This is a genomic window from Herbiconiux sp. FW305-C-125 (assembly GCF_058783455.1).
On record NZ_JBYSYO010000002.1, the window covers coordinates 413550 to 426985 of the forward strand.

Here is a 13436-nt window from a genome sequence, read left to right on the forward strand (position 1 = left end):
TGGGCGGTTCTAGACTCGAGTCGACCAATTCCAGGAGGCATAGTGGCCGAAAGATCTGAAGTCGTTTTCGTCGACGGAGTACGCACCCCGTTCGGGCGTGCGGGCGAAAAAGGCATGTACTGGCAGACCCGAGCGGACGACCTCGTCGTCAAGGCGATCATCGGATTGCTGGAGCGCAATCCGAACGTGCCGAAAGACCGGATCGACGACGTGGCCATCGCCGCCACCACCCAGCAGGGCGATCAGGGCCTGACGCTCGGCCGCACGGCGGCGCTCCTGGCCGGGCTCCCGCTCTCGGTGCCGGGCTACGCGATCGACCGGATGTGCGCAGGCGCCATGACGAGCGTGACCACCACCGCGGGTGCCATCGCCTTCGGTGCCTACGACCTCGCCATCGCAGGCGGCGTCGAGCACATGGGCCGGCATCCGATGGGCTTCAACGCCGACCCCAACCCGCGCTTCCTCGCCGAGAAGCTGGTGAGCGCCGAGGCGCTCAACATGGGCAACACGGCCGAGCGCATCCACGACCGCTTCCCGCAGCTCACCAAGGAGCGCTCCGACCGCTACGCGCTGCGCAGCCAGCAGAAGGTCGCGGCGGCGTACGAGGCGGGCAAGATCCAGCCCGACCTCATCCCCGTCGCCACGAAGAGCGCCGAAGGCTGGGGGCTCGCCACCCGCGACGAGGCGCCGCGCCCCGACACCACGATGGAGGGGCTCGCGAACCTGCGCACCCCGTTCCGGCCGCACGGCCGGGTCACCGCGGGCAACTCGTCGGGTCTCAACGACGGCGCCACGGCGTCGCTGATCGCGAGCGAGTCGTTCGCGCGCGAGGTCGGCCTCCCGGTCAAGATGCGTCTCGTCTCGTTCGCGTTCGCGGGCGTCGAGCCCGAGATCATGGGCATCGGTCCGGTGCCCTCCACCGAGAAGGCGCTGCGCAAGGCGGGGCTCTCGATCGACGACATCGGGCTGTTCGAGCTGAACGAAGCCTTCGCGGTGCAGGTGCTGTCGTTCCTCGACCACTTCGGCATCGACGACGACGACCCGCGGGTCAACGAGTACGGCGGGGCGATCGCGCTCGGGCATCCGCTCGCCTCCTCCGGCGTGCGCCTGATGATCCAGCTCGCCCGCCAGTTCGAGGAGCACCCCGAGGTGCGCTACGGCGTCACCGCGATGTGCATCGGGCTCGGCCAGGGCGGCACCGTCATCTGGGAGAACCCGAACTGGAACAAGAAGGCTTCGAAGAAGGCAGGGCGATGACCGACTACTCCACCATCGACTTCAGCGGGTTGGAGGCGTTGTCGGCCGACGAGGTCGTGACCCACTCCTACGTGCGCGACATCACGCTGCCGAGCGGCAAGACCCTCGCGCTCATCACGCTCGACAACGGGCGCGACCACACCCGGCCGAACACGCTCGGGCCGGTCACGCTGACCGAGTACGGCGCGACCCTGGATGCCCTCACCGCCCGTGCCGCGGCCGGCGAGATCGACGCCGTGGCCGTGACCGGGAAGCCCTACATCCTCGCGGCGGGTGCCGACCTGTCGAAGGTCGGCGAGATCCCGAGCAAGGCCGTGGCCAAGCAGATGGCGCAGCTCGGGCACTACGTGTTCGGCAAGATGAAGCAGGTCGGCGTGCCCTCGTTCGCGTTCGTGAACGGGCTCGCGCTCGGCGGCGGGGTCGAGGTGGCGCTGGCCGCCGACTACCGCACCATCGACTCGTCGGTGCCCGCGATCGCACTGCCGGAGGTCTTCCTCGGCATCATCCCGGGCTGGGGTGGCGCGTACCTGCTGCCGAACCTCATCGGCATCGAGAACGCCCTCAAGGTCGTGATCGAGAACACGCTCAAGAACAACCGCACCCTCAAGGGCCAGGAGGCCTTCGACCTCGGCATCGCCGACGCGATCTTCGGGCCCGCGAACTACCTCGAGGACTCGCTCCGCTGGGCCGACGGCGTGCTCACCGGCGCGGTGAAGGTGAAGCGGCCGAACGAGCCCGGCAAGATCGAGCGGATGGTGAAGTGGGATGCCGCGATCGCCATCGCCCGCAAGATGCTCGAGTCGCGCATCGGCACGGTCGCGAAGTCGCCGTATGCGGCGCTCGAACTCCTGAAGGCCGCCAAGTCGGGCACGCCCGAGGAAGGGTTCGCGCGGGAGGACGAGGCGCTGGCGGAGCTCATCTCGGGCGACCAGTTCCGGGCATCCATCTACGCCTTCGACCTCGTGCAGAAGCGCGCGAAGCGGCCTGCCGGAGCGCCCGACAAGGCGCTCGCCAAGCCGGTCACGAAGGTGGGCATCATCGGGGCGGGGCTCATGGCCTCGCAATTCGCGCTGCTGTTCGTGCGGCGCCTGCAGGTTCCGGTGGTCATCACCGACCTCGACCAGGCGCGCGTCGACAAGGGCCTCGACTACATCCGCGGCGAGATCGCGACGCTGCTGTCGAAGGGGCGCATCTCCCCCGACGAGTCGAACCGGCTGAACGCGCTCATCCACGGCACCACCGACAAGTCGGAGTTCAACGACGCCGACTGGGTGATCGAGGCCGTGTTCGAGGAGCTCGGGGTGAAGCAGGACGTGTTCGCCGAGATCGAGCAGCACGTCTCCGAGACCGCGGTGCTGGCCACCAACACCTCGTCGCTCTCGGTCGAGCAGATCGGGGCGAAGCTCGCCCATCCGGAGCGCCTGGTGGGCTTCCACTTCTTCAACCCGGTTGCTGTGATGCCCCTGGTCGAGGTCGTGAACGCGCCCGCGACGGATGAGGCGACGCTCTCGACGGCCATGGTCACGGCCGCGAAGCTGCGCAAGAACGCCGTGATCACGCGCGACACCCCCGGGTTCGTGGTGAACCGCATCCTGGCCAAGGTGCTGGGTGAGGCGATGCACGCCGTCGACACCGGCACCTCGTTCGAGGTGATGAACCGCGCGCTCGACCCGTTCGGGCTGCCGATGACGCCGTTCGAGCTGCTGGAGCTGGTGGGCCTCAAGGTCGGCGCGCACGTGCTCGACACGCATCACGCCGCCTTCCCGGAGCGCTTCTTCGAGAGTGCGAACCTGCACAAGCTCGCCGAGCACGGGCGCATCTTCGAGCGCGACGGCAAGGGCAAGATCACGGGCTTCGACAAGAAGGCCGTGGCTCTGGTCGCTCCCCCGAAGGGCACCGGCACGCCGATGACCGAGGAGGAGATCCTCCGCCGGGTCGAGGACGGCCTGGCCGACGAGGTGCACCGGATGCTCGAGGACGACGTCGTGCACGCGGCGGAGGACATCGATCTCTGCCTCATCCTGGGGGCGGGTTACCCGTTCCAGATGGGCGGCCTCACGCCCTACCTCGACCGGGTGGGCGCCTCCGAGCGCGTCTTCGGCGACACCTTCCACCACCCCGTCATCCGCGGCGTCTCGTAGCCCTGCGGCTGGAGTTCTCCACACGAGACGGCCACCGACGCCCCCAGCGGGCGCGGTGGCCGTCTCCTTTGGAGAAGTCCGCGGTGTCGGAGGGTGGCGGTAGCGTTCGGGCATGACCAAGACGCAGTACTACGTGGCCGCGAGCGTGGACGGGTTCATCGCCGACCGGGAGAACGGGCTCGGGTGGCTGATGCAGTTCGGGTTCGAGGAGTTCAGCGCCGACTACGAGGCGTTCCTCGCCGACGTGGGGGTGGTGGTGATGGGGTCGCGCACCTATGAGTGGCTGCTCGCGGAGGGCAGCCCGTGGGCGTACGCCGCCCAGGCGGCGTGGGTGCTGACGAGCCGCGAGCTTCCGCACATCGAGGGCGGTGAGAACATCCGGTTCGCGTCGGGTGACGTCGGGCAGCTCCACGCCGAGTGGGTCGCGGCCGCGGGCGTCAAGAACGTATGGATCGTGGGCGGGGGCGACGTCGCCGCTCAGGTCGCCGACGCGGGCCTGCTCGACGAGCTGCTGCTCACCACCATGCCGGTCGTGCTCGGTGCCGGGGCGCCGCTCCTCCCCGTGGCGGCCACCACCGGTGTGCTCGAACTCGTGAGCACCCAGCGATTCCCGGGCGGCGCGACGGGAGCGGTCTACCGCACCAGGGGGTGAAGCTGATCCGTGTCGGTGCCGGCTATGTCGGTGCCGGCTTTGTCGGTGCCGGGCGCTGACGCGCGCACCGGGCGGGCGATCGGGATCTTGTTGCCCCGCACCTGCGCCACCACGTCCTCGGCGATCTGCTCGGGAGTCAAGCCGACCTGCTGCAGGATCTCCGAGCGTGATGCGTGCTCCAGGAACTCGTCGGGCAGGCCGAGCTCGGTCACCGCGGTGTCGACCCCGGCCTCGCGCAGGTCCTGGCGGATGCGCGTGCCGATGCCGCCGACCCGCACACCATCCTCGATCGTCACGACGATGCGGTGCGCATCCGACAGCTCGATGACCGACCACGGCACGGGCACCACCCAGCGCGGGTCGACGACGGTCGTGCCGATCCCCTGCGCCTCGAGCAAGGTCGCGACCTCGAGCGCCAACTCGGCCATCACGCCGACCGCCACGATCAGCACGTCTTTCTGTGCGTCCTCCCGCAGCACGTCCACGCCGTCCCCGGTGCGCCGGAGCGCGGGGATGTCGGCGCCCACGTTGCCCTTCGGGAACCGGATGACCGTCGGCGCATCCGTCACCCGCACCGCTTCGGCGAGCTCTTCCCGCAGCCGCTCGGCGTCCCGCGGCGCCGACAGGCGGATGCGCGGCACCACCTGCAGGATCGCCAGATCCCACATGCCGTGGTGGCTCGGCCCGTCGGGCCCGGTGACGCCGGCCCGGTCGAGCACGAAGGTCACGCCGGCCTGGTGCAGGCCGACATCCATCAGCACCTGATCGAACGCGCGGTTGACGAAGGTGGCGTACAGGGCGACGACCGGATGCAGTCCACCGTACGCGAGGCCCGCCGCCGAGGCGACGGCGTGCTGCTCGGCGATGCCCACGTCATAGACGCGGGCCGGGAAGCGCTCGGCGAACTTGTGCAGCCCGGTGGGTCGCAGCATGGCGGCGGTGATGCCGACGATCGTCGCATCCTGCTCGGCCTGCCGCACGATCTCATCGGCGAAGACGCTCGTCCAGGACGGCGCACCGGAGGGCGCCGACAGCGGCTCGCCCGTCTCGGGATCGATCTGGCCCACCGCGTGGAACTGATCGGCGGCGTCGGTGCGTGCCGGCTCGTAGCCGCGCCCCTTCTCGGTGATGGCGTGCACGATCACCGGGGCCGCGTACTCCTTGGCCTGCCGGAGCGCCTCCTCCATCGCCACGACGTCGTGGCCGTCGATCGGCCCGAGGTACTTGATGTCGAGGTTCGCGTAGAGCGAGTTGTTGTTGGTCATGCGGCTGAGGAAGCCGTGCAGACCGCCGCGCGCGCCGCGGTAGAGGGCCCGCGCCGGGGCACCGAGGCGGTCGGCGACCTTGCGGCTGGACTGGTGCAGATGCTGATAGCCCTGCTTCGTGCGGACGGTGTTGAGGTAGCGGGCCATGCCGCCGATGGTCGGCGCGTACGAGCGGCCGTTGTCGTTGACGACGATCACGAGGTTGCGCGAGTTGTCGTCACTGATGTTGTTGAGCGCCTCCCACGTCATGCCTCCCGTGAGCGCACCGTCACCCACCACGGCGACGACGTGACGATCGGTCTGCCCCGTCATCTCGAACGCGCGCGAGATTCCGTCGGCCCAGGAGAGCGAACTGGATGCGTGCGACGATTCGACGACGTCGTGCGGGCTCTCCGAGCGCTGCGGGTACCCGGCGAGGCCACCCTTCTGCCGGAGCCCGGAGAAGTCCTGACGGCCGGTCAGCAGCTTGTGCACGTAGGACTGATGGCCGGTGTCGAACACGATGGCGTCGCGGGGTGAGTCGAACACCCGGTGGATGGCGATGGTGGTCTCGACCACGCCGAGGTTCGGGCCCAGGTGACCGCCGGTCTTGGAGACTTCGGCGATCAGGAAGGCGCGGATCTCGGCCGCCAGCGTGTGCAGCTGGTCGGCCGAGAGCGCATCCAGATCTCGCGGTTCGTTGATCCCTTCGAGCAGGCTCATACCAGCCACCTTCCCATCCCGGCGTGATCTTTCACTCTACGCCGCACAGGCCGGGAAACCGCTCAGACGAGGCTCCGCAACACGTACTGCAGGATGCCGCCGTTGCGGTAGTAGTCCGCCTCACCAGGGGTGTCGATCCGCACCACCGCGTCGAATTCGATCGTCTCCTTGCCGGCGGGCGAGTGCTCGCTGGGGGCGGCCACCACGTGCACCGTCTTCGGCGTGCGACCCTCGTTCAACTCCTCGATGCCCGTGATCGTGACGATCTCGGTGCCGTCGAGGCCGAGCGAGGCCCAGCTCTCGCCGGCCGGGAACTGCAGCGGAACCACGCCCATGCCGATCAGGTTGGAGCGGTGGATGCGCTCGAAGCTCTCCACGATGACGGCTTTCACGCCGAGGAGCGAGGTGCCCTTCGCCGCCCAGTCGCGCGAGGAGCCGGAGCCGTACTCCTTGCCACCGAAGATGACGAGCGGCGTGCCGGCGGCCTGGTAGTTCTGCGAGGCGTCGTAGATGAAGGACTGCGGACCCTCGGGCTGCGTGAAGTCGCGGGTGTAGCCGCCCTCCACCCCGTCGAGCAGCTGGTTCTTCAGGCGGATGTTCGCGAACGTGCCGCGGATCATCACCTCGTGGTTGCCGCGGCGCGAGCCGTAGGAGTTGTAGTCCTTGCGGTCGACCCCGTGGGCGTCGAGGTACTTGCCGGCGGGGCTGTCGGCCTTGATGTTGCCGGCCGGCGAGATGTGGTCGGTCGTGACCGAGTCGCCGAGCTTCGCCAGCACCCGGGCACCGGAGATGTCCGTGACCGGGGTGGTCTCGATCGTCATGCCGTCGAAGTACGGGGGCTTCCGCACGTAGGTCGACTCCGAGTCCCACTCGAAGACCGGGCCGGTGGGCGTCGGCAGCGACCGCCAGCGCTCGTCGCCCTCGAAGACGCTCGAGTACTCGTGGTCGAACATCTCGGTGTTGATCGAGGTGTCGATGGTCTGCTGCACCTCGGCGGCGTCGGGCCAGATGTCGCGGAGGAAGACGTCGTTGCCGTCTTTGTCCTGCCCGAGCGCATCCACCTCGAAGTCGAAGTTCATCGAGCCGGCCAGCGCGTAGGCGATGACGAGCGGCGGGGAGGCGAGGTAGTTCATCTTCACGTCGGGCGAGATGCGGCCCTCGAAGTTGCGGTTGCCCGAGAGCACCGCGGTGACCGCGAGGTCGTTGTCGTTGATGGCGGCCGAGACCTCGTCGATCAGGGGGCCCGTGTTGCCGATGCAGACCGTGCAGCCGTAGCCGACCGTGTAGAAGCCGAGCGCCTCGAGGTCGGCGGTGAGGCCGGCCTTGGCGTAGTAGTCGGTGACGACCTTCGACCCGGGCGCGAGCGTGGTCTTCACCCACGGCTTCGCCTTGAGGCCGAGCTTGTTCGCGTTGCGCGCGAGGAGGCCCGCGGCGAGCATGACCGAGGGGTTCGACGTGTTGGTGCACGACGTGATGGCGGCCACCGCGACGGCGCCGTGGTCGAGCGTGTAGTTGTCGCCCGAGGCGGTCGAGACCTTGGTCGGCCGCGACAGCGCGCCCGGCGCGTGGGCGACGTGGCTGTGCGAGTACTCGTGCGCCGAGTCTTCGTCCTCGGCCGTGAACCCGATCGGGTCGGAGGCCGGGAAGGTGCCCTCGACGGCCGCGTCGACGCGGGACAGGTCCTGGTCGGCGTTGGCGTAGTTCTCGAGGTCGCGGATGAACGTGGACTTCGCCACCGAAAGCTCCACCCGGTCCTGCGGGCGCTTCGGGCCCGAGATCGAGGGCACGACGGTGCCGAGGTCGAGCTCGAGGTACTCGCTGAACACCGGCTCCTGGGCCGGGTCGTGCCACAGCTTCTGCAGCTTCGAGTAGGCCTCGACCAGCGCGACCTGCTCCTCGCTGCGGCCCGTGAGGCGCAGGTAGTCGAGGGTGACGTCGTCGATCGGGAACATGGCGGCGGTCGAGCCGAACTCCGGGCTCATGTTGCCGATGGTGGCCCGGTTGGCGAGGGGCACCTCGCCGACGCCCTCGCCGTAGAACTCGACGAACTTGCCGACCACGCCGTGCTTGCGCACCATCTCGGTGATGGTGAGCACCACGTCCGTCGCCGTGACGCCGGCGGGGATGGAGCCGGAGAGCTTGAAGCCGACGACCTTCGGGATGAGCATGGAGACCGGCTGGCCGAGCATCGCGGCCTCGGCCTCGATGCCGCCCACGCCCCAGCCGAGCACGCCGAGGCCGTTGACCATGGTGGTGTGCGAGTCGGTGCCGACGCAGGTGTCGGGGTAGGCGCGGAGCACCTTGTTGCCGAAGGAGTCGACGACCTCGCGGGTGTACGTGACGCGGGCCAGGTACTCGATGTTCACCTGGTGCACGATTCCGGTTCCGGGCGGCACGACCTTGAAGTCGTCGAAGGCCGTCTGGCCCCAGCGGAGGAACTGGTAGCGCTCACCGTTGCGCTCGTACTCGATCTCGACGTTGCGCTCGAGGGCGTTCTCGGTGCCGAACAGGTCGGCGATGACCGAGTGGTCGATGACGAGCTCGGCGGGCGCGAGCGGGTTGATCTTGGTGGGGTCGCCGCCCAGGGCGCCGACCGCTTCGCGCATGGTGGCGAGGTCGACGATGCACGGCACGCCGGTGAAGTCCTGCATCACCACGCGCGCGGGGGTGAACTGGATCTCGGTGTCGGGCTCGGCCGTCGGAACCCAGCCGCCGAGCGCCTTGATGTGCGCCTCGGTGATGTTCGCACCGTCCTCGGTGCGGAGCAGGTTCTCGAGCAGCACCTTGAGGCTGAACGGGAGCTTCTCGTGGCCCGGGACCTTGTCGATGCGGAAGACCTCGTACGACGAGTCTCCGACCTTCAGGGTGTCTTTCGACTCGAAACTGTTCACTGCCGACACGTCGACCTCACCTTCGCTCGTTCACGTCAATCTTCGTGCGCCGTCGCAACGGATGGCTAGCAAGGGCAGCCTAAGAGCCGCACCGCACGTCGTCAGAGGAAACTATCTTGACGTCAAGATAAATATACACCAGTCACTCGCGGTCGGAGACCAGGCCACGCCGCCGCGCGATGCGGTACCAGGCTTCGATGCCGAGCGCCCCGAGCACCCCGATCCCGGCGGCGACGCCGAGCGCCGGCAGGCTGCTGACCTCCAGCGCGAAGAAGTCCCGGGAGAGCGGCACGAGGTAGGCGAGCACGAAGGCCGCGGTGACGGCGACGACCATGCCGAGCCGCCACGAGCTGAGCGGCCGGGCGAGCACGCAGAGCACCCAGAGCGAGACGAGGAAGAGCGTGATGCAGGCCAGGCTCCGTGCCTCGTCGAGCGGCACCAGCCGCAGCAGCACCGAGTACGCCGCCACGATCGCGGCCGACGCGATGACCCCCGACGGGATCGAGAAGCCGAGCACGCGCTTCAGCACCCCCGGCCGGTAGCGCCGGCGGTTGGGTGCCAGGGCGAGGAAGAAGGAGGGGATGCCGATGGCCAGGGTCGAGACCAGGGTCATCTGCCGGGGCAGGAACGGGAACTTCCACAGCAGGAAGGCGCTGACCAGGGCCAGCACCACGCCGTAGACCGTCTTGGTGAGAAAGAGGTTCGACACCCGCTCGACGTTCGCGATGACGCGCCTGGCGTAGGAGAGCACGGTCGGCAGCCGGTCGAAGCGCCCCTCGAGTAGCACGATGCGCGACACCGCGCGTGTGGCCGGCGTGGCGTTGCCCATCGCGATGCCGAGGTCGGCATCCTTGATGGCCATGGCGTCGTTGACCCCGTCGCCCGTCATCGCGACCGTGCGGCCCTGCTCCTGCAGCGCGTGCACGACGCGCCGCTTCTGCTCCGGAGCGACGCGCCCGTAGACGCTCGCCGCCGCGAGGGAGGCGTCGAGCTCCTCGTCGGAGCGGAGGGTGCCCGCGTCGACGGCGCCCGCGCCACGGGCCAGGCCGAGCTCACCCGCGATCGCCCCGACGGTGACCGGGTTGTCGCCCGAGAGCACGACGACCCGCACCTCCTGCTGGTCGAAGTAGTCGAGGGTGGGTCGCGCATCCGGCCGCACCGTCTCGTGGAAGATCGCGATGGCGGCGGGCCGCACCCGTTCATCGAGCGCGACGCCTGCCTGCAGTTCGGCGTAGTCGGCGGCTTCGCCCTCGGCCCGCGCGAGGGCGAGCGTGCGGCGCCCGGTTGCAGCGGTCTCGGTGGCCCGGCGGAGGGCATCCGGATGCCCGGCCAGCAGTCGCTCGGGCGCGCCGAGCAGCCAGGTCTGCCGCACCCCGGCCCGCTCGAAGGTGAGTGCACTGAAGGCGCGGCGCGAGCTGAACGGCAGGCGCTCGAGCACCGTCTCGCCGTCGTCGGCGAAGTGGGGGCGCAGCGCCTGCGCCGTGGGATTCGCCGCGACGTCGTGGGCGATGAGGCCGAGCACGACGTCGATCTCGTGCTCCGAGGCCTGCGGGTCGACCGTGATCAGGCGCTCGAAGCCGATCTCACCCGTGGTGAGCGTGCCCGTCTTGTCGAGGCACAGCACGTCGACGCGGGCGAGCACCTCCACCGCGGCGAGCTCCTGCACGAGCACCTTCTGCCGGCCCAGCTGGATGACGGCCACCCCGAAGGCGAGGCTCGTGAGGAGCACGAGACCCTCCGGGATCATGCCCACGACGCTCGCCACCGTGTCGAGCGCGGCCAGCCGCCACGACTCGTACGGCACCTGTGCGAGGTCGGAGAACTCGAACACGCCGTCGGGCCCGATGGCGCCGTACACCAGCACCCGCCCGACGATGACGATCAGGATTACCGGGATGAGCAGCCAGCTGAGGTACACCAGGATGCGCGTGGTCGCCGCCCGGAGCTCCGAGTGCACGAGGGTGTGCCGCTTGATCTCGCGGGTGAGCGTGTTCGCGTAGGACTCCGCACCGACGGCGGTGACGCGCGCCTCGGCGGTGCCGGAGACGACCAGCGAGCCGGAGAGGAGGGTGTCGCCCGGGCGTTTGGCGATGGGCTCGGACTCGCCGGTGAGCATCGACTCGTCGACCAGCAGATCGGCCACGGCGTCGAGCTCGGCGTCGGCGGTGACCTGGTCGCCCGGGCGCAGCAGCATCCGGTCGTCGAGCACGACCTGCTCCGGCTTGATCACCACGACCTCGCCGTCGCGGCGCACGGCGGTCTCCGGAGCGGCGAGCAGCGCCAGGCGTTCGAGGCTCGCCTTCGCGCGGAGCTCCTGCACGATGCCGATCAGCGAGTTCACCACGACGATGCCGAAGAACAGGCCGTCGCCGAGGTCGCCGAGAAAGAGCACGGCGAGGAAGCAGACCGTCAGGATGGCGTTGAAGAAGGTGAAGACGTTCTCTTTGAGAATGCTGCCGACCGAGCGCGACGTCGATGTGTCGGCGACGTTCGTGAGGCCCCGGGCGACCCGGTCGGCCACCTCTGCCGTGCTGAGACCCCCGTCTCCCATGCCGCGCTCCCCCGTGCCCGCGTCAGGAGATCTCAGCCGGCGGCTCGACGGATGCACTCGGCTCCGTCGTGGCGTACGCGGCGCGAACCAGCAGCCAGGTCACCCAGAGCAGCCCGGCGTAGAGCGGCACGCCCATGATGAGCTTCACCGACGCCAGGATCTCGGTCTGTGCCGCGAGATAGAGCGGCACCTCCACCGCCAGGCGCGCCGCGAACAGGCCGACCCAGCACCAGGTCGCCACGAGCACGACCCGGCCCTTCGCCGGGTCGGTGCGGTAGCCGCCGGGGTCGTTCACGAGCAGGCTCACGATGACGCCGATCAGCGGCCGGCGCGCGACCAACGAGATGAGGAGCACCACGAGGCACACGACGTTGATGACGATGCCGAGCACGAAGTTGTCCTCCGCGCGGCCGGTGAACAGCGCGAGCCCGGCCGACACCCCGACGCCGAGGAGCCCCGCGATCGCGGGCATCACGGCGCTGCGGGTGGCCAGGCGCACGATGACGAACACCACCGCCAGCGCGACGGGCGCGGACACCGAGAGCACGAGGTTCTTGGTGATGGTGAAGATGACCAGGAAGGCGAGCCCCGGCAGGATCGATTCGATCAGCCCGCGCACGCCGCCGATGGCTTTGAGGAGCGACGAACGGGTGGGCGCCTCGCCCGGGGTGACCTGTCCGATGCCGGCGTTGCGGGCGGCCTGGGCGAAGGCCTCGTGGAAGGTGATGGGCGCCGGGGCGTCGCCCCGCGCATCCGTCTCGCCGTCGCCGGGCGGTGGCGTCGTCAAGAGGCGGCCGGCGCGGCGCCGCCCGAAGCCGCCGTCTTCGGGATGGTGAGCGGGATGAGGTCGCGCGGCGGCATGGGCTGCGAACCACGCACCACGACGACGCTGCGGAACAGGTCTTCGACGGCCGTCTGAGCGGCCGGGTTGGTGATGGCCTCGCCCGCGATCACACCGCGCAGGAGCCAGCGCGGGCCGTCGACGCCGATGAAGCGGGCGATGCGGAGGCCCTGGGTGCCGTCCGGCGCGGTCGCCGGCACGCCGGCCACGAGTTCGGGGCCGAACGCGCCGACCTGCACCGTGCTCTGGCCGCCCTGCTTCAGGATCTGGTCTTCGATCTGCTCGCGGATCTCGTGCCACAACCCGGTTGACCGGGGTGCCGCGAACGCCTGCACCTGAAGGGTGGAGCCGGCGTAGTCGAGCCCCACGGCCACCACTCGGTTCGTGCCCTCCTCGACCTCGAGCCGCAGATGCAGGCCCTCGCGGGGCAGGATCTTGAGGCCACCGAGATCGACGTACGGCCGGGCCGGATTCGCCTCGGTCGCGTCGAAGGGGCCCTCGGTGGCGCGGTCGGCGGGAGCCGACTTGGCGTCGCGGTCGGCCTCGGGCTCCGGGGTCTCGAGGACGCCCGCGTCGGCGCTGACCTCGATCTCGGCGTCGCCGCCGTCGCGGGTGCTGTCGTCGGGGACTCGGTCTTTGTCGCTCATGACTGGCTTCCGTTCGTCGGGGACGAGTATCCGGTGGAGCCGAACCCGCCCTCACCGCGATGGCTCCCGGGGAGCGTCTCGACGGGCACGAACACGGCTCGCGTCACCGGCATCACGATCAGTTGCGCGATTCTGTCGCCGACGGCGATATCGTACGGCACCTGGCTGTCGGTGTTCAGGAGGATGACCTTGAGCTCGCCGCGGTACCCGGCGTCGATGGTGCCGGGGGTGTTCACCACCGTGATGCCGTGTTTGGCGGCCAGACCGCTCCGGGGCACCACGAAGGCGACGTAGCCGTCGGGCAGTGCGATCGAGACGCCGGTGCCGACGATGCGGCGCTCGCCCGGCGCGAGGGTGACCGCCTCGGCCGCCAGCAGATCGGCTCCGGCGTCGCCCGGGTGGGCATAGGCCGGCACGTTCTGCGCAGTGATCAGGATCTCGATGGAATTCGTCACGAGTCGAGGGTAGTGCAGAAAGGATGATCGAATA

9 protein-coding genes are annotated in these 13436 nt (G+C 69.5%); 3 read left to right on the forward strand and 6 right to left on the reverse strand.

The window, feature by feature from the left end:
• Window positions 1-42 precede the first annotated feature (42 nt).
• From AC3WLB_RS09365 to AC3WLB_RS09375, 3 genes are all read left to right on the forward strand, one after another.
• The gene (locus AC3WLB_RS09365) at window positions 43-1257 is read left to right on the forward strand and encodes a thiolase family protein (protein ID WP_022895007.1); all 1215 of its coding nucleotides are present in this window, start codon (window positions 43-45) and stop codon (window positions 1255-1257) included.
• Window positions 1254-3398, forward strand: coding sequence for a 3-hydroxyacyl-CoA dehydrogenase NAD-binding domain-containing protein (locus AC3WLB_RS09370; protein WP_492505335.1), 2145 nt, complete (start codon window positions 1254-1256; stop codon window positions 3396-3398). The genes AC3WLB_RS09365 and AC3WLB_RS09370 overlap by 4 nt, the downstream gene beginning before the upstream one ends.
• Window positions 3399-3510: 112 nt before the next feature.
• The gene (locus AC3WLB_RS09375) at window positions 3511-4050 is read left to right on the forward strand and encodes a dihydrofolate reductase family protein (RefSeq protein WP_492505337.1); all 540 of its coding nucleotides are present in this window, start codon (window positions 3511-3513) and stop codon (window positions 4048-4050) included.
• Here the strand turns inward: AC3WLB_RS09375 and dxs are convergent.
• The 6 genes from dxs to dut form a co-directional block, all read right to left on the reverse strand.
• The gene (dxs, locus tag AC3WLB_RS09380; RefSeq protein WP_492505339.1) at window positions 4032-6017 is read right to left on the reverse strand and encodes a 1-deoxy-D-xylulose-5-phosphate synthase; all 1986 of its coding nucleotides are present in this window, start codon (window positions 6015-6017) and stop codon (window positions 4032-4034) included. The genes AC3WLB_RS09375 and dxs overlap by 19 nt on opposite strands.
• Before the next feature lie 62 nt (window positions 6018-6079).
• Window positions 6080-8917, reverse strand: coding sequence for an aconitate hydratase (locus AC3WLB_RS09385; protein WP_492505341.1), 2838 nt, complete (start codon window positions 8915-8917; stop codon window positions 6080-6082).
• Between the two features lie 133 nt (window positions 8918-9050).
• Window positions 9051-11459 carry an HAD-IC family P-type ATPase gene (locus AC3WLB_RS09390; RefSeq protein WP_492505343.1) on the reverse strand — a complete coding sequence of 803 codons (2409 nt, stop codon included), beginning with the start codon at window positions 11457-11459 and terminating at the stop codon, window positions 9051-9053.
• 22 nt (window positions 11460-11481) lie between these two features.
• Window positions 11482-12246 (reverse strand): DUF3159 domain-containing protein, encoded by a 765-nt coding sequence (locus tag AC3WLB_RS09395; RefSeq protein ID WP_492505345.1) that lies wholly within the window; start codon window positions 12244-12246, stop codon window positions 11482-11484.
• Complete coding sequence (locus AC3WLB_RS09400; RefSeq protein WP_492505347.1) at window positions 12243-12947, reverse strand: DUF3710 domain-containing protein; 705 nt, start codon at window positions 12945-12947, stop codon at window positions 12243-12245. The genes AC3WLB_RS09395 and AC3WLB_RS09400 overlap by 4 nt, the downstream gene beginning before the upstream one ends.
• Window positions 12944-13402 carry a dUTP diphosphatase gene (dut, locus tag AC3WLB_RS09405; RefSeq protein ID WP_031283885.1) on the reverse strand — a complete coding sequence of 153 codons (459 nt, stop codon included), beginning with the start codon at window positions 13400-13402 and terminating at the stop codon, window positions 12944-12946. The genes AC3WLB_RS09400 and dut overlap by 4 nt, the downstream gene beginning before the upstream one ends.
• Window positions 13403-13436: the final 34 nt, after the last annotated feature.